Source organism: Streptomyces sp. NPDC007917 (assembly GCF_042959105.1).
Lineage (GTDB): Bacteria > Actinomycetota > Actinomycetes > Streptomycetales > Streptomycetaceae > Streptomyces.
This window is the reverse complement of sequence record NZ_JBIBKK010000005.1, coordinates 267,170-282,906: the sequence shown is the minus strand read 5'-3', so window position 1 is coordinate 282,906 and position 15,737 is coordinate 267,170. Positions and strand designations below refer to the sequence as shown.

The window sequence follows — 15,737 nt, the reverse complement described above, 5'->3', positions numbered from 1 at the left end:
CGGCCGGGGGTTCAGCCGAAGAAGACCTCGGCCTCGGCGTACAGGGAGAGGTCCACGGTCTTCAGCCGCGCGGTGGCCTCCGTGAGGGGGACGCGGACGATGTCGGTGCCGCGCAGCGCGACCATCTTGCCGTAGTCCTCGTCCCGGACGGCGTCGATGGCGTGCAGTCCGAAGCGGGTGGCGAGCCAGCGGTCGAACGCGCTGGGGGTGCCGCCGCGCTGGACGTGGCCGAGCACGGTGGTGCGGGCCTCCTTGCCGGTGCGCCTCTCGATCTCCTTGGCCAGCCACTCACCGATGCCGGAGAGCCGGACGTGGCCGAAGGAGTCGAGCGACTCGTCCTTGAGGACCGCGTCGCCGCCCTTGGGCATGGCGCCCTCCGCGACGACGACGATCGGGGCGTAACGGATCTTGAAGCGGGACTCGACCCAGGCGCAGATCTGGTCCACGTCGAAGCGCTGCTCGGGGATGAGGATGACGTTGGCGCCGCCGGCCAGCCCGGAGTGGAGGGCGATCCAGCCGGCGTGACGGCCCATCACCTCGACGACGAGGACGCGCATATGCGACTCGGCCGTGGTGTGGAGGCGGTCGATGGCCTCGGTGGCGATGTTGACGGCGGTGTCGAAGCCGAAGGTGTAGTCGGTGGCGGACAGGTCGTTGTCGATGGTCTTGGGGACGCCGACGCAGCGGATCCCGTACTCGCTGGAGAGCCGCGCGGCCACCCCGAGCGTGTCCTCGCCGCCGATCGCGACGAGCGCGTCCACTTCCTCCTTGGCGAGGTTGTCCTTGACCCGGCGGATACCGTCCTGGCTCTTGAGGGGGTTGGTGCGGGAGGACCCGAGAATGGTGCCGCCGCGCGGCAGGATGCCGCGCACGGCCTGGATGTCGAGGGTCACGGTGTCGCCTTCGAGCGGACCGCGCCAGCCGTCCCGGAAGCCGACGAAGTCGTAGCCGTACTCCTGCACGCCCTTGCGGACGACGGCGCGGATGACCGCGTTGAGCCCGGGGCAGTCACCGCCACCGGTCAGTACTCCGACCCGCATCGTTTCTTCCCTTCTCCCATGAAAACGCGTGAATGACCCGATACGGGAAGCCACGCTAACGGTGATCCAGGTCACACGGGATAGGGCGGGAAGTGAATCCCCTGTGGGCAGGGGCAGTTGACGGCCGACTTCACTCGAACGAGCGGTGGCGGCCGCTGACGCCCCCGGCGAGTGAGCCGAAGGGGCGCGGCCGCTGTCGAAAGGGAGAGCGCGCGGAGGCCCTGAGGAACGAAGGGCCGAGCACGGTCGACCGTCGACAGGGGCTGTAGCGCCCCGGAGGCGAACCGAGCCGTAAAAAAGGGCTCAGGCGCCGGTGTCCAGGCCGCGCTCGATCGCGTACCGCACCAGCTCGACGCGGTTGTGCAACTGCAGCTTGCCGAGGGTGTTCTGGACGTGGTTCTGCACCGTGCGGTGCGAGATGACCAGCCGCTCGGCGATCTGCTTGTACGACAGCCCCTTGGCCACCAGCCGCAGCACCTCCGTCTCCCGCTCGGTCAGCCGGGGGGCGACGGGGCGGTCGGGCGCGGCGGGGGCGGGGTCGGTGGCAAGCCTGCGGTACTCGCCGAGCACCAGGCCGGCCAGGCCCGGGGTGAAGACCGGCTCCCCGGCGGCCGTCCGGCGCACCGCGTCCAGCAGATCCTCCGTACTGGCCGATTTGAGCAGATAGCCGGTCGCCCCGGACTTCACCGCCTCCAGGACGTCCGCGTGCTCCCCGCTCGCGGACAGGACGAGTACGCGCGGGCCGGACGGGGCCGACTCGCCGCCCACGAGCTGCCTGCAGACCTCGACCCCGGGCAGCCCGGGGAGGTTGAGGTCGAGCACCAGGACGTCGGGGTTCGCGGCCTTGGCGCGGCGCACGGCCTGCGGGCCGTCCCCCGCCGTGGCCACCACCTCGAACCCGGCCTCGGACAGATCGCGGGCGACGGCGTCGCGCCACATCGGGTGGTCGTCGACCACCATCACGGTCACGGGCCGCTCCTCGCCCCCGCCGCCCTGCCGCTCGGTCATCGTCCGGTCTCCCCCTGTCGCGGAACCTTCAACTCCACCTCGGTGCCCTGCCCGGGGGCCGAGATCCACTCGGCGCTGCCGCCCAGGTCGCGCAGGCGCCCCCGGATGGACAGGGCCACCCCGAGCCGCCCCTCGCGCTCGGCGTCGGCCAGCCGCCCCTCGGGGATGCCGGGGCCGTCGTCGCGGACGGTCACCATGACCGCGTCCGGCTCGTCCTCGACCAGAATCCAGGCGTGCGCGTCCTCCCCCACGTGCGCCCGCACATTGTCCAGGGCGGCACCGACAGCGGCCGCGAGCTCGGCGGCGGCCTCGGCGGGGAGCGACACGGCGGTGCCGGGCCCGGAGAGGGTGACGCGGGATCCGGCGTGCGGGGCCAACAGGGCCAGCAGATCGGACTGTTCGCCCTCGGCGGCCCCGCCCCCGGCGGGGGCGTCGGCCGCGACCGTCAGGAGCGCCGTCCCGACCGGCTCAGCCGACTCCGCCGGCTGAGCCGTCGTGGCCCCGGGCCCGGTCGCCGGGCCGGTGGAGATCAGCGTGCGCAGGGCGATCTCCTGTTCCCCCGCCATCCGCCCCAGCTCGGCCGCCTCCCCGCCGATCGCGGCACCCCGCCGCTGCACCATGGCGAGGACCTGCAGCACGCTGTCGTGGATGTCGCGGGCCAGCCGCTCCCGTTCGCGCGTGGCCGCCTCGATCCGCAGCGCCCGGGCCAGGGTGCGCTCACTGGCGCGGGCCACCTCGACCACATAGCCGATCGCCACGCTCGCCACCCACACCAGCATGAGCATGTGGACGGCGTCCTGGGCGAATCCGCCGCGCTCGATGATGTTGGCCGCGCAGACGACGGTGGAGGCCCAGGCGGCCCACCGCCAACCCCCCTTGATCGCGAAGCCGAGCACGGCTCCGGCCGTCCATATCGACGGCAGGGTCGGCGTGCCCTCGGCGATGCGGTCGTGGGTGTCGACGAGCGGGGTGAGCAGGATGCCGACCACCGCGACGGTCAGATCACCGACCAGGAAGCGCAGGGTGCACCGCTCGGCCGAGGAGACCATGCGAACGGTGAGGGCGGTCCACACGGTCAGCACGGCCATATAGGCGCCCGCCCCGAGCGGGTGGTCGTAGTTCTCGTAGGCGTAGGCGTAGAGGGTGAGCGCGTACAGCAGTGTGAGCACGCGGTAGGCGGTCAGCGCCCGCCACAGGGGCTGTTCCACCGACATGCGCACGACACGCTCCCCCTTGGGACGCTGCGCCACTTCCCCACCCCCGTGCCGGACGCGGTCACGCCCCGGCCTTGTCCCCGCCCCGCTCGTCGGACTTGTCGTCGCCCCGCTCCCCGGGCTTGTCGTCGACCGCGCCCTCCGCGCCCTTGCCCTCGCGCTTACGGGCCGCCTCGGCGTCCGCGATCTGCCGCTTGGCGACGGTCGCGTAGATGTCGACGTACTCCTGGCCGGACAGCTTCATGATCTCGTACATGACCTCGTCGGTCACCGAGCGCAGGATGAAGCGGTCGTTGTCCATGCCGTGGTAGCGGCTGAAGTCCAGCGGCTTGCCGATCCGGATGCCCGGCCGCATCAGCTTGGGCATGACCTTGCCCGGTGGCTGGATCTTCTCGGTGTCGATCATCGCGACCGGGATCACCGGGGCGCCCGTCGCCAGCGCCACCCGCGCCAGACCGCCCGGCTTGCCGCGGTACAGCCGCCCGTCCGGCGAACGCGTGCCCTCCGGGTAGATGCCGAACAGCTCGCCGCGCTCCAGCACCTCGATACCGCTCTTGATCGCGGCCTCGCTCGCACCGCGCCCGCCCGAGCGGTCCACCGGCAGCTGCCCGACACCCTTGAAGAACGCGGCGGTCAGCTTGCCCTTCACACCGGGGGTGGTGAAGTACTCCTGCTTGGCGATGAAGGTGACCTTGCGGTCGAGCATCGCGGGGAGGAAGAAGGAGTCGGAGAAGGACAGATGGTTGCTGGCGAGAATGGCCGGCCCTTCGGCGGGGACGTTCTCCAGTCCCTCAACCCAGGGCCGGAAGGCAAGCTTCAACGCTCCGCCGACCGACAGCTTCATGGCGCCGTAGAACAACCGAGGACCTCGCCTGTATCCGATCTGTACCCGACGAGGAGACCTTAACGTGCCTACCCCCTGTGCGGCGCGCCGCGTACGCTGAGATCCCGGGCCGCCCGGCCCCGTTCCACCGCCCGGCCAGATGCTTCAACCCACTGCTTGATACACCGAACGGAGATCCGCGGTGCCGCTCCTCCCCGGGGCCCAGCCGTTCCGCCGCGACGGCGGAGAGACCGGCGTCCTCGTCTGTCATGGCTTCACCGGCTCGCCCCAATCGGTCCGCCCCTGGGCCGAACACCTCGCGCGGCAGGGCCTGACGGTCTCGCTGCCGCTGCTGCCCGGCCACGGCACCCGCTGGCAGGACCTCGCGGTCACCAGCTGGGAGGACTGGTACGCCGAGGTGGACCGGGAGCTGCGCGGGCTCTCCGAGCGGTGCCGTCAGGTGTTCGTATGCGGTCTTTCGATGGGCGGCGCGCTCGCCCTGCGGCTCGCCGCCCGGCACGGGGCGCGGGTCAGCGGGCTGGCCCTGGTCAACCCGGCCCACTCGATGCACGACCGGGCGGCCCCGGCGCTGCCGGTGCTGCGCCATCTGATCCCCTCCGTCAAGGGCATCGTGAGCGACATCGCCAAGCCGGGCACACCGGAGTGGGGCTATGACCGGGTGCCGCTGCACGGCGCGTACCAGCTGCGCCGGCTGCTGCGGAAGGTGGACGCCGAGCTGCCGCGGGTGACCCAGCCGCTGCTGCTGATGCACAGCGCGCAGGACCATGTGGTGCCGCCGGTCGACTCGGCGCGCATCCTGAGCCGGGTCTCCTCCCGGGACGTCACCGAGCTGGTGCTGGAGCGCAGCTACCACGTGGCCACCCTGGACCACGACGCGGAGCTCGTCTTCGCCGAGACCCACGCGTTCATCAGCAGGCTGGCTCGGGGTATCGATGAGGACAGCGGGACGGAAACGCGACGTGGGAAGGAGGGGGCGGCGACCAGTGGCGGAGCGTGACCCGAACGAGAACGAGGCAGGCGCGCGGGACGACGACGCCGCGTTCGCCGAGATCGTCGCCGCGTACGGCAAGGACACCCGGGACCCCGAGGGCCGGGCGCCCTGGCCCGAGGCCGAAGACCTCCCCGACGACGCGGCGGACGTGAACGACGCGGCCGACGCGAACGAGGAGACCACGGCGGCGGGGGCCGGCCCGGCCGACGTGGCCAAGCCCGACAAGCCCGTGGGCAGCTTCATCGTGTACGCGCCGGGGGTCGGCCCCCGTGACTGGGAGCCCGCCGAGCCGTCCGACGACGACTTCGACGAGACCGACGAGGGCCACTTCGTCCCGCCCGAGCCGCCCCCGCTCCCCGAGACCGACACCACCACCCGCTTCGCCTGGCTGGGTGTGCTGGGCGGCCCGCTGCTGCTGCTCGGCGTGGTGCTGTTCCAGGTGGAGCTGACCTGGTGGATCACCACGTGCGGGGTGGGCGGCTTCCTGGGCGGCTTCACCACGCTGGTGCTGCGGATGAAGGACGACGACGAGGAGGAGGACGACGGCCCGGGGCGCGGCGCGGTCGTCTGACCCCCGCGCGGCGGCCTAGATCGGGAGCCTGAGGGCCGCGAGGACCGGGAGGTGGTCCGAGGCCGCCCTCAGATCCGCCTCGGTGACCCCGGGCAGCCCGGTCGGCACCCCGCAGCCGAGGATTTCCACACCCTCGGTCGCGAACAGGGCGTCGATGCGCTGCCGGGGCTGCCCCGGCGGGTAGGTCAGCTCGCTCCCCCAGGGCTCGGTCGCCCAGGCGTCGCGCAGCGATCCGGCCAGCCGGCGGAAGGCGCGGCCGTCGGGCGCGTCGTTGATGTCACCGGCCAGGACGGTGTACGGGACGTCCAGCCGGGCCAGGTGGTCCAGGACCATCCCGGCCTGGTCGTAGCGCTCTGCCGCGGCCAGGCTCAGATGGCAGCTGACCACGCCGAGCCTGACCCCGTTGTCGCCCCGGTGCCCGCCGAAGCGCAGCACGGCGGTGGCCAGGCCGCGCCGGTGCAGCCCGGGGACGCGGGGCAGCAGGATGTCCTCGGTCCGCTCCACATGCGCGCGCAGCGAGGTCAGCAGCATCGGGCCGGTGGCGGTGGCGCCGCCGGTGGTGTGGACGAGGCCGGTCTCGCGGGCCAGCCAGGAGGCGGCCTTGCGCCAGCGGAAGAAGCGCGGCGCCTCCTGGACGCACAGCACGTCGGGGGCGCAGGCCCGGACCACCCGGACCAGCGCCTCGCGGTCGTCGCGCAGCGAGCGGATGTTGTAGCTGAGCACCCGCACCACCGCGGCGTCCTGGGCGGTGGCCGATGCCGGCAGGTCCGCGAGCACCATGAGTCGTCCCCCCGTCCCCGTCAGCCCTGGCGGGCCAGGTCGGCGGCGCCTACGAGCCCGGCCTTGCCGCCGAGCTGGGCGGCGAGCACCTGGGCGTGCGGGCGCCACTGATTGCCGACCAGCCAGCGGCGGAAGGACTTGCGGATCGGCTCGAGAACCAGGTCGCCCTCGTCGGAGACGCCGCCGCCGACGATGAACGCCGAGGGGTCGAAGAGGGAGGCGAGGTCGGCGAGGCCGGCGCCGGCCCAGCGGGCCAGCTCGCGGAAGGAGTCGACGGCGACCGGGTCGCCCTGGCGGGCGGCGTCGCTGATGTGCTTGCCCTGGATGCCCTCGGGGGTGCCGTCGCCGAGGCCGAGCAGCACCGCCGCGTTCTCCGGGGTGGCGTTGGCCCGCTGCTTGGCGTAGCGGACCAGGGCGCGGCCGGAGGCGTACTGCTCCCAGCAGCCCTGGCTGCCGCAGCCGCACAGCAGCCCGTCCGGGACCACGCGGATGTGGCCGAACTCGGCGGCGACGCCGAAGCGGCCGCGGTGCAGCCTGCCGCCGATGATGATGCCGCCGCCGAGGCCGGTGCCGAGTGTGATGCACACGACGTCGTCATGGCCCTGGCCGGCGCCGAAGCGGTATTCGCCCCACGCGGCGGCGTTCGCGTCGTTCTCGACGACGACGGGCAGGCCCACGCGCTGCTCGACCTTGTCCTTCAGCGCCTCGTGGCGCCAGTTGATGTTGGGCGCGAAGAGCACCGTGGCGCGCTTGTCGTCCACGTAACCGGCCGCGCCGATGCCGACGGCCTCGATGTCATGGCCGGTGCTGACCGTGCGCACCGCGTCCGCGATGGCGTCGACGACCCCCTCGGGAGTCAGCGGGGTCGATACCTTGCACGTCTCGAGAATCGAGCCCTCTTCGTCGACCACGCCAGCTGCGATCTTCGTGCCGCCGATGTCGACGCCGATGGTGAGTCCCATGTGTCCCTCAGTTATTTGGTCGAACCCCGCCGAGCACAACGGTACCGGAGAAGGGGCTCAGTCGAGGTCGATGTGTTCACTACTCGAAGACTCATCGCCCTTGTCCGGCTTCTCGGCGCCACTGTCCGCCTCGGTGGCGCGGTCGTCGCCGCCCCGCGTCCAGCGCTGCTCCTGACCCTGGACGGCGGCCCGATAAGCGGCGAGGAGTTCGCCGCCGGCGGAGGCGAGGTGGTCGAAGACCTCAGGGTTCCGTTCGATGACCGGTTCGACAGCGGCCTTCGCCTGTGCGATCAAGTGTTGTACGGCGCCCTGCACGGCCGTTCCGGCCAGCGGGGCCTGGGCTCCGGCGAGCCTGTCGGCGATGGCCTCGGCCAGTTTGCGCAGCTCCTCGGCCGCGCTGCCCGGCTCGTGGCCGCCCTCGCGGGCCCGGCGGCGGGCCCGCTCCGCGGCGAGGTCTTCTTCACAGGCCCGCTCCCAGGCGTCGGGGTCGATGTCGGTGACCGGTACGTCGGTGACCGGGGATTCGGCGGGGCGCTCGGTGGCGTCGCTCATGGCGGGCTCCTGCGGCGGAAGGACTGGCGGCCCGGGGGTGTTCATCCGGGCTTGCTCCCGACGTTACCGGAATGACAAGGGGAGAAAAGGGGCCCGGGGCGTCACAGGCCCTTCGGCCACAGCTCGGGGTCCGGCGCGAAGCGGACGTGCAGGCGGCCGTCGCGCAGCCCGGCGCCCGCCACGGTGCAGCGGCGCAGGGCGGACGGCAGCGGCAGCACGCGGTGGAACGGGCCGACGGTGACGATCAGTTCATCGCCGCGGCGCACCAGGCCGAGGGCGTCGCGGTCGGCGCCGGGCAGCGGCAGCCGCCACACCAGCTCCCCGTCGTCGGCGAGGCGGTCCTCGACCGTCCACGGCTCGGCGGCGGGGCGGTCGGGGCGCGGCTCGGGGGCCCCGACCGGGCCGGCGAGGGCGGCGAGCCCGGCGGTCCCGCCCGCCCGGTGCGCACCTCTCGCCCCTTCGGAGCCGTGCGGCGCGGCGGGGTCCTGCGCGCCGCTCGGCTCCAGCGGGTCGCGGCCCAGGTGGGGCAGTTCGCGGACGGGCACGTCGGGCGCCCACTCCCCGTGCAACTCCTTGAGCGCGGCCTGCTGCTGCCCGGACAGCGCCGCGAGCCAGGGGTCGGCCGTGCCGGTGGGCAGCAGCCGGTTGGCGACCACGGCCTCCACGCGGCAGCCGTACAGCGCGAGCCCGGCGCGCGCGGTGCGCAGCGCCCGGTCGGCGAGCGGCCCCGGGTCCACCACCAGCCGTACGGTGGTGGCCTCGGACTCGATCAGGGCCTGCACACCGGCCAGTTCGCGCTCCCAGCGCTCGGCCGTCTCGTACAGCTTCTGGGCCGGCATCGGCACCCCGGCGAGCTGCGCCAGCATCGGCCGCAGGGCGCGCGCCGCCTGCCGCTCGGCGGGCAGCAGCCGGCGCAGATAGCGGCGCAGCTGCTCGGGCAGCGCGAGGACCGCGACCGTATCGGGGGCGGGCGGCATGTCGACGACCAGCACGTCCCAGCCCGCGGCGGCCGGTTCCGCGTCGTGGGCGGCCCGCAGCGCGCGCAGCACCGCGAAGGCCTCCGTGCCCGGCAGGCCGGTCAGCTCCTCGGGGTCCAGCGGAGTGGCGCCGAGCATGTCCAGCGCGCCGCGCCCCCGCTCCTGGAGGGAGGTCAGCTCGCCGCGGAACCAGTCGTCGGCGGCGATGCGCGCGGCCCACAGCCCGGGGGCGGCCTCGACCGGCGGGGACCACGGCAGCCGCTCGGCCGCCGGGGCGGCGGGCCGGGACGCGGGGAGGCCGAGCAGCGCCTCCGGGGTGCCGTCGCGGTCGGCCGTGAGCAGCAGGGCGCGCCGTCCCTCGCGGGCGGCGGCGAGCGCGGTCGCGGCGGCGACGGTGGTGCGGCCCGCGCCGCCGGTGCCGGTGACGAGGACCGTACGCATGAGAAGGAGCCTCCGGGCAGGGTGGGGCGTGGTCGGGCTTCCCGACCGTAGCGTGGTCGGGCTTCCCGACCGTAGCGGGATCAGCGGCGCTCGCGGTCGCGCCCGCGCCGGGCGGGGCCGGGTCCAGGGGCCCGGTCGGCCCCAGGGCCTGTCGTCAAGGCCCTAGGCGGCGCTTTCCACCCGCTTCTTCAGACCGGCCAGCGCGCGGTCGATGATGACCTTCTCGGCCTTGCGCTTGATCATGCCGAGCATCGGGATCTTGACGTCGACGGTGAGCTGGTAGGTGACCTCGGTGCGCTTGCCGCTGTCGAGCGGGGCCAGCAGGTACGAGCCGTCGAGGGAGCGCAGCATCTGGGACTTGACCAGGGACCAGCTGACCTGGTTGTTACCGGTCCAGGTGTACTCCAGGGTGTAGTCGTCCTTGATCGCCCCGGCGTCGAGCAGCATCCGCACCTTCTCGGCGCGCCCGCGGTCGTCCTTGGTAAGGACGTCGGCCTCCTTGACCTCTCCGGACCACTCCGGGTAACGGTCGAAGTCGGCGATCACCTCCATCACGTCGGCCGGTGCCGCCTCGATCGTGATGCTCGAGCTGGTGTGTTCCGCCATCGCCGTGGTTCCTTCGGTGTTGGTCCGCTTTGATCCGCCGCCTGGGTCTCTGCCGCTGAAGGCTACCGCGCGCGGCTCGGACCGCCCGACAGTAGGGCCCGCGGCGTCGTGGGCCCGCTGTCCGGCGGTCTCACCACTCCAGGGCCCAGGGGGTGCCGGTCGAGGCGAAGTGGCCGACGTTCACGCACTCGGTGGCGCCGATCCGCATCCGGCGGGCGAGCGGCTGGTGGACGTGGCCGAAGAAGGCGTACGTGGGCCGCACGGCGCGGATGGCGTCCAGGAGGGCGGCGCTGCCGCGCTCGAAGCGGCGGGCGACGGTGTCGTAGCACAGCTCGGGGACGTCGGGCGGGATATGGGTGCACAACACGTCGACCTCGCCGAGCGCGGCGATCTTCGCGGCGTAGGCCTCGTCGTCGATCTCGTACGGGGTGCGCATCGGGGTGCGCAGCCCGCCGCCGACGAAGCCGAAGACCCGGCCGCCTATCTCGATCCGCTCGCCGTCGAGGACGGTGGTGCCGGGCGCGGCGTACTCGGACCAGAGCCTCGGCATGTCGACATTGCCGTAGGTGGCGTACGTGGGGGTGGGGAAGGCAGCGAAGAGTTCGGCGTACTGCCGGCGCACCGCGGACTCGATGGCGGCGTTGCGGTCGAGGCCGTCCCACAGCCGGTTGCCGAATTCACGGGCCTCTTCGAACCGGCGGGCGGTACGCAGCTCCACGATGCGGTGGGCGTTCTCGACGCCGAACAGGTCGGGGAAGATACCGCGGGAGTGATCGGCGTAGTCGAGGAAGAGCACCAGGTCCCCCAGACAGATCAGGGCGTCCGCGCCCTCGCCCGCCCTCTTCAGATCCCGGCTGTTGCCGTGCACGTCGCTGACCACGTGAACTCGCATGCGGGTCAGCCTAAGTCCTGCGTCCTTCGGCGGTCAGGGAGCGGCCCGCACCGCCCCGCCGCCACCTGCGGTTACTTCCGGGTCCGGGGCGGGGTCGACTAGTCTGCGGCCAGTACGAGAGCGGGGTGTGACGCATCGAACATCTGGGAAGACCCCCCTATCCCAGATGCCATACCCATCGGTAACGTCCGGGCAGTCCACCATCCCCCCTTGCCCGCGGGGATTGCCCGTAGCGGCGCCGGCGCCCGACGAGGAGCAGCAGTCTTGCGCGAGTTCAGCCTTCCGGCCCTGTACGAGGTTCCGGCCGACGGGAATCTGACCGACCTCATCCGGCGCAACGCCGCCCACCACCCCGATGTCGCGGTGGTCGGCAGGAAGGTCGCCGGCGCGTGGCAGGACGTCACCGCCACCGAGTTCCTCGCCGAGGTGCGGGCCGTGGCCAAGGGCCTGATCGCGGCCGGGGTGGAGCCCGGCGACCGGGTCGGGCTGATGTCCCGTACCCGCTATGAGTGGACGCTGCTGGACTTCGCCATCTGGAGCGCGGGCGCGGTCACGGTGCCGGTCTACGAGACGAGTTCGGCCGAGCAGACCCAGTGGATCCTCGGCGACTCGGGCGCGGTCGCCTGCGTGGTGGAGTCCGCCGCGCACGAGGCCGCCGTCGAGTCCGTACGGGACACCCTGCCCGCGCTGAAGGGCCTGTGGCGGATCGAGGGCGGCGGGGCGATCGAGACCCTGCGGAACCTGGGCGCGGACATCGCGGACGAGGTGGTCGACGAGCGCAGCACCATCGCGAACGCCGACTCCCCCGCCACGATCGTCTACACCTCGGGCACCACCGGCCGCCCCAAGGGCTGTGTGCTCTCCCACCGCAGCTTCTTCGCCGAGTGCGGCAACGTCGTGGCCCGCCTCAAGCCGATCTTCGTGACCGGCGAGTCGTCGGTGCTGCTCTTCCTCCCCGAGGCGCATGTCTTCGGGCGGCTGGTGGAGATCGCGGCGGTGCTGGCGCCGATCAGGCTCGGGCATGTCGCGGACATCAAGACGCTCACCGACGAACTGGCCTCCTTCCGGCCGACGCTGGTGCTCGGCGTGCCGCGCGTCTTCGAGAAGGTCTACAACGCGGCCCGGGCGAAGGCCCAGGCCGACGGCAAGGGCAAGATCTTCGACAAGGCCGCCGCGACCGCCATCGCCTACAGCGAGGCGCTGGACAACCCCTCCGGGCCGTCCTTCGGGCTCAAGGTCAGGCACAAGGTCTTCGACCGGCTGGTCTACAGCAAGCTGCGCGCCGTCCTGGGCGGCCGGGCCACCCACGCGATCTCCGGCGGCGCCCCGCTGGGCGCCCGGCTCGGCCACTTCTACCGGGGCATCGGCTTCACGGTGCTCGAGGGGTACGGCCTGACGGAGTCCTGCGCGGCGACCACCTTCAACCCGTGGGACCGGCAGAAGCTCGGCTCGGTCGGCCAGCCGATGCCGGGCACGGTGGTGCGGATCGCGGACGACGGGGAGGTGCTGCTCCACGGCGACCACCTGTTCAGCGGGTACTGGAACAACGAGGCGGCGACGGCGGAGGCGCTGTCCGACGGCTGGTTCCACACCGGCGATGTGGGCACCCTCGACGAGGACGGCTATCTCACCATCACCGGCCGCAAGAAGGAGATCATCATCACCGCGGGCGGCAAGAACGTGGCCCCGGCGGTGATCGAGGACCGGATCAGGGCGCACGCCCTGGTCGCCGAGTGCATGGTGGTCGGCGACGGCCGCCCCTTCGTCGGCGCGCTGGTCACCGTCGACGAGGAGTTCCTGCCGCGCTGGCTGGCCGAGCACGGCAAGCCGGCCGGCTCCACGGTGGCCGCCCTGCGGGAGGACCCCGAGCTGCTGGCCGAGATCCAGCGGGCGGTGGACGACGGGAACGCGGCGGTCTCCAAGGCGGAGTCGGTGCGCAAGTTCCGCATCCTGGCCACGCAGTTCACCGAGGACTCCGGGCATGTCACGCCGTCCCTGAAGCTCAAGCGGAACGTGGTGGCCAAGGACTTCGCGGCCGAGATCGAAGCGCTCTACCAGCGCTGAATCAGCGCCGCGTCAGCTTTGGAGCAGGCCCTCCAGGCGCTCGGCGAGCAGGTCCCAGCGCCAGCGCTCCTCCACCCAGGCGCGCCCCCGCTCCCCCATCCGCCGCCGTAGCTCGGGGTCCTGGAACAGCGCGACGATCCGCTCGGCCGCCTGCTCGGCGGAGCCGCCCGGCACCACCCAGCCCGTCTCGCCCTCGAGGACCGCGTCCGGCGCGCCGCCGGAGTCGCCGGCGACGACGGGCAGACCGGTCGCGGAGGCCTCCAGGTAGACGATGCCGAGGCCTTCGACGTCCAGGCCGCCGCGGCGGGTGCGGCAGGGCATGGCGAACACGTCGCCCGCGCCGTAGTGGGCGGGCAGCTCCTCCCAGGGGACCGCGCCGGTGAAGCGTACGGAGCCGGCGACGCCGGTGGTCTCGGCCAGCCGGTGCAGCTCCTTGGCGTACGGGCCGCCGCCGACGATCAGCAGGACGGCGTCCGGGACCCGGTCCAGGATCCGCGGCATGGCCTGGATGAGGGTGTCCTGCCCCTTGCGCGGCACCAGCCGGGAGACACAGACGACGACGGGGCGGCCGGCGAGCCCGAGCCGGGCCCGGACCTCGGCGCCGCCCGATTCGGGGTGGAAGGTCTTCTCGTCCACGCCGGGCGTCAGTTGGACCATGCGCGCCGCGGCCTCGGGCCCGATCGCGGCCGCGATCCGCGAGCGGGTGTACTCGCCGAGGTAGGTGAGGGTGTCGGTGGACTGGCCGATCCGGCGCAGCAGCCCGCGGGAGGCGGGGAGCTGGGCCCAGGCGGCCTCGTGCCCGTGGGTGGTCGCCACCAGCCGCCGGGCGCCGGCCGCGCGCAGCGCCGGGGCCATCAGCCCGAGCGGGGCGGCGGCCCCGAACCACACCGAGGTGCAGCCGTGCGCGCGCAGCAGCTCGCAGGCCCGCCGGGTCACCCGCGGGGTGGGCAGCAGCATGGTCGTACGGTCCCGTACGACGCGGAACGGCTGCTCGGCGTCGAACCGGGCGGTGGCCTCGGCGCCCTCCCGGCCGCGCTTCCACGTGGAGGCGTAGACCACGACCCGCTGCGGGTCCAGGCGCAGCGCGATGTTGTGCAGGAACGCCTGGATGCCGCCGGGCCGGGGCGGGAAGTCGTTGGTGACGATCAGGGTCTTGTCCATCCCTGCCGACAGTACCGGCCCCGCCGACAGTACCGGCCCCGCCGACACTACCGGGTGCGGGCGCGGCCGCCGGGCCCGGTCAGCGCGCCCCGGCCCGCTCCGCCGCGCGGCGGGCCGGCGCCCGTGGCGGGGTGAAGCGGCGGCACAGGGCGAGCACGGCCAGGCACTGGAGGGCGGCGGCCAGCGCCATGGCGGCGCACACCCCGGGCAGCCCGAAGCCGGACAGGCCGTAGGCCAGCGGCAGTTGGACGGCCGTACCGGCGAGGGTGACGCGCAGCGTCAGCGGGCTGCCCCCAGCCCCCTCGAACACGCCGCCCAGCGCGATGAAGCAGCCCAGCAGGGCCAGGTACGGGCCCACGCAGCGCAGAAACGCCGTACCGGCCTCGGCCACGTCCGGCCGCGCGCCGAAGGCCCGCATCACCCACGGCGCGGCGGCCAGCAGCGCCAGGGCGGCGAGCGCGCCGAGCGCGGCGCCGAGCAGCGCGGCCTGGCGGGCGATGGCGGCCCGCTGGTCGCGGCCGGCGCCGAGGGTGTGGGCGGTGTGGATGGCGGCGGCCTGCCGCACCGCGTAGAAGGACATGGTCGCCACGTACATCGCCTTGGTGGCGATGGCGTACGCGGCGACGGACGCCACCCCGATCCGCGCCACGACGGCCACCAGCAGCAGGGAACCGGCCATCCGGGCGGTGAAGTCGGCGGCCATGGGCAGCCCGGTGGCGGCGGTGGCGCGCAGGGCGGCGAAGCCGCCTCGGGGCGGCGGGGGTGAGTTCCCGCGCCGTCCGGCGCGGGAGGACCAGCGGCGGCCGGGGGCGCCGCCCGCCGTGCCGGCGGTTGGTGTCACCGCGGCGGCGCGGGGGGCTGCGCCTCCTTCCCCGGAACCGCTCGGAGTGCGCCCCGTGGGGCGGGCCGTGGCGGCCCGGCGCGGGAGGCGGTCACCCCCCAGGTCGTGACGGCGCAGCGCCATCAGTCCGGCCGCGAGGGCGGCCGAGCGGCCGGCGACGGTGGCCCAGGCGGCGCCGGTCACGCCGAGCCGGGGCAGCCCGCACAGGCCGAAGACGAGCAGCGGGTCGAGGACGAGGATCAGCGCGTTGGCGAGGAAGGCGAGGCGCATGGGGGTGCGGGTGTCCCCGGCGCCCTTGAGGACGCCGTCGAGGAGGTTCTGCGCGAAGAAGACGGCGAGGCCGGGCAGGGAGACCGCGAAGTAGCCGACGGCGAGGCGGAGGGCGGTCGCGTCGCCGCCGCCGAGCACCAGGTGGGCCAGTGGCTCGCGCAGCGCCCAGCCGCCGATCGCGACGGGCGGGGTGAGCAGCGCGCACAGCGCCCAGCCGCCGCGCACGGCGGTGCGCAGGGCCGCCGGGTCGCGCGCGCCGCGGGCGCGGGCGACCAGGACGGTGGTGCCGCTGCCGGCCATCAGGATCAGGCCGAGGGCGAGGTTCTCGACGTTGGTGGCGACGGCCACGGCGGCGACGGCCGGTCCGCCGAGGCGGGCCACCCACACCATGTTGACGATCCCGGCGACCACGCCGGCCAGCAGCTCGGCGTAGACCGGGCCCGCCAGGCCCAGGAGTCTGCGGCGGTGTTCCCTCGGCAGTGCCTTCTGCGGCATTCTTCCCCTCCCGGTGCCACGTACCTCG

General features: G+C 73.6%; 15 protein-coding genes. 3 read left to right on the top strand and 12 right to left on the bottom strand.

All coding sequences use genetic code 11. From position 1 onward, the window contains the following. Positions 1-11: 11 nt before the first annotated feature. The 4 genes from ACFZDL_RS11655 to ACFZDL_RS11640 all read right to left on the bottom strand — a co-directional run bounded on the left by ACFZDL_RS11655 (position 12) and on the right by ACFZDL_RS11640 (position 4,106). Entirely contained in the window at positions 12-1,040 is a 1,029-nt protein-coding gene (locus ACFZDL_RS11655; protein WP_353592871.1) for a 6-phosphofructokinase, read from the bottom strand. Positions 1,041-1,343: 303 nt separating this feature from the next. After that, entirely contained in the window at positions 1,344-2,048 is a 705-nt protein-coding gene (locus tag ACFZDL_RS11650) for a response regulator transcription factor (RefSeq protein ID WP_353592870.1), read from the bottom strand. Further along, positions 2,045-3,262: a MacS family sensor histidine kinase gene (gene macS, locus ACFZDL_RS11645; RefSeq protein WP_391191043.1), complete on the bottom strand. Its 1,218-nt coding sequence runs from the start codon at positions 3,260-3,262 to the stop codon at positions 2,045-2,047. Before macS ends, ACFZDL_RS11650 begins: the two co-directional genes overlap by 4 nt. Before the next feature lie 61 nt (positions 3,263-3,323). Next, a complete protein-coding gene (locus tag ACFZDL_RS11640) occupies positions 3,324-4,106 on the bottom strand; it encodes a lysophospholipid acyltransferase family protein (RefSeq protein ID WP_353592868.1) in 783 nt (260 codons plus the stop codon). Between the two features lie 181 nt (positions 4,107-4,287). Between ACFZDL_RS11640 and ACFZDL_RS11635 the strand changes: the two genes are divergently transcribed. Then, entirely contained in the window at positions 4,288-5,103 is an 816-nt protein-coding gene (locus ACFZDL_RS11635; RefSeq protein WP_353592867.1) for an alpha/beta fold hydrolase, read from the top strand. Beyond that, a complete protein-coding gene (locus tag ACFZDL_RS11630) occupies positions 5,090-5,668 on the top strand; it encodes a hypothetical protein (protein ID WP_353592866.1) in 579 nt (192 codons plus the stop codon). Before ACFZDL_RS11635 ends, ACFZDL_RS11630 begins: the two co-directional genes overlap by 14 nt. 15 nt (positions 5,669-5,683) lie before the next feature. On the opposite strand, the gene ACFZDL_RS11625 is transcribed toward ACFZDL_RS11630, so the two are convergent. The 6 genes from ACFZDL_RS11625 to ACFZDL_RS11600 form a co-directional block, all read right to left on the bottom strand. Next, a complete protein-coding gene (locus tag ACFZDL_RS11625; RefSeq protein ID WP_353592865.1) occupies positions 5,684-6,448 on the bottom strand; it encodes an endonuclease/exonuclease/phosphatase family protein in 765 nt (254 codons plus the stop codon). Positions 6,449-6,468: 20 nt separating this feature from the next. Continuing rightward, a complete protein-coding gene (locus tag ACFZDL_RS11620; RefSeq protein ID WP_353592864.1) occupies positions 6,469-7,410 on the bottom strand; it encodes an ROK family glucokinase in 942 nt (313 codons plus the stop codon). Between the two features lie 57 nt (positions 7,411-7,467). Next, a complete protein-coding gene (locus tag ACFZDL_RS11615) occupies positions 7,468-7,962 on the bottom strand; it encodes a DUF5304 domain-containing protein (protein WP_353592862.1) in 495 nt (164 codons plus the stop codon). 101 nt (positions 7,963-8,063) lie between these two features. Beyond that, on the bottom strand, positions 8,064-9,380 hold the full coding sequence (locus ACFZDL_RS11610; protein WP_353592861.1) for an ArsA-related P-loop ATPase: 1,317 nt from the start codon (positions 9,378-9,380) through the stop codon (positions 8,064-8,066). 162 nt (positions 9,381-9,542) lie between these two features. Next, positions 9,543-9,986, bottom strand: coding sequence for an SRPBCC family protein (locus ACFZDL_RS11605; protein WP_353592860.1), 444 nt, complete (start codon positions 9,984-9,986; stop codon positions 9,543-9,545). A gap of 130 nt (positions 9,987-10,116) precedes the next feature. Further along, positions 10,117-10,878 carry a metallophosphoesterase gene (locus ACFZDL_RS11600; RefSeq protein ID WP_353592859.1) on the bottom strand — a complete coding sequence of 254 codons (762 nt, stop codon included), beginning with the start codon at positions 10,876-10,878 and terminating at the stop codon, positions 10,117-10,119. 264 nt (positions 10,879-11,142) lie between these two features. On the opposite strand from ACFZDL_RS11600, the gene ACFZDL_RS11595 reads away from it, so the two are divergent. Then, positions 11,143-12,942, top strand: a complete 1,800-nt coding sequence (locus ACFZDL_RS11595; protein WP_353592858.1) for an AMP-dependent synthetase/ligase — start codon at positions 11,143-11,145, stop codon at positions 12,940-12,942. Positions 12,943-12,954: 12 nt separating this feature from the next. On the opposite strand, the gene ACFZDL_RS11590 is transcribed toward ACFZDL_RS11595, so the two are convergent. After that, entirely contained in the window at positions 12,955-14,103 is a 1,149-nt protein-coding gene (locus tag ACFZDL_RS11590; protein WP_353592857.1) for a glycosyltransferase family 4 protein, read from the bottom strand. A 79-nt stretch (positions 14,104-14,182) separates the two neighbouring features. Then, the gene (locus tag ACFZDL_RS11585; RefSeq protein ID WP_353592856.1) at positions 14,183-15,709 is read right to left on the bottom strand and encodes an MATE family efflux transporter; all 1,527 of its coding nucleotides are present in this window, start codon (positions 15,707-15,709) and stop codon (positions 14,183-14,185) included. Positions 15,710-15,737: the final 28 nt, after the last annotated feature.

What these genes read in the sequence shown, in the direction of transcription:
- ACFZDL_RS11655 (WP_353592871.1), bottom strand. Translation starts at nt 1,040, where the DNA reads ATGCGGGTCGGAGTACTGACCGGTGGCGGTGACTGCCCCGGGCTCAAC.
- ACFZDL_RS11650 (WP_353592870.1), bottom strand. Translation starts at nt 2,048, where the DNA reads ATGACCGAGCGGCAGGGCGGCGGGGGCGAGGAGCGGCCCGTGACCGTG.
- macS (WP_391191043.1), bottom strand. Translation starts at nt 3,262, where the DNA reads ATGTCGGTGGAACAGCCCCTGTGGCGGGCGCTGACCGCCTACCGCGTG.
- ACFZDL_RS11640 (WP_353592868.1), bottom strand. Translation starts at nt 4,106, where the DNA reads ATGAAGCTGTCGGTCGGCGGAGCGTTGAAGCTTGCCTTCCGGCCCTGG.
- ACFZDL_RS11625 (WP_353592865.1), bottom strand. Translation starts at nt 6,448, where the DNA reads ATGGTGCTCGCGGACCTGCCGGCATCGGCCACCGCCCAGGACGCCGCG.
- ACFZDL_RS11620 (WP_353592864.1), bottom strand. Translation starts at nt 7,410, where the DNA reads ATGGGACTCACCATCGGCGTCGACATCGGCGGCACGAAGATCGCAGCT.
- ACFZDL_RS11615 (WP_353592862.1), bottom strand. Translation starts at nt 7,962, where the DNA reads ATGAGCGACGCCACCGAGCGCCCCGCCGAATCCCCGGTCACCGACGTA.
- ACFZDL_RS11610 (WP_353592861.1), bottom strand. Translation starts at nt 9,380, where the DNA reads ATGCGTACGGTCCTCGTCACCGGCACCGGCGGCGCGGGCCGCACCACC.
- ACFZDL_RS11605 (WP_353592860.1), bottom strand. Translation starts at nt 9,986, where the DNA reads ATGGCGGAACACACCAGCTCGAGCATCACGATCGAGGCGGCACCGGCC.
- ACFZDL_RS11600 (WP_353592859.1), bottom strand. Translation starts at nt 10,878, where the DNA reads ATGCGAGTTCACGTGGTCAGCGACGTGCACGGCAACAGCCGGGATCTG.
- ACFZDL_RS11590 (WP_353592857.1), bottom strand. Translation starts at nt 14,103, where the DNA reads ATGGACAAGACCCTGATCGTCACCAACGACTTCCCGCCCCGGCCCGGC.
- ACFZDL_RS11585 (WP_353592856.1), bottom strand. Translation starts at nt 15,709, where the DNA reads ATGCCGCAGAAGGCACTGCCGAGGGAACACCGCCGCAGACTCCTGGGC.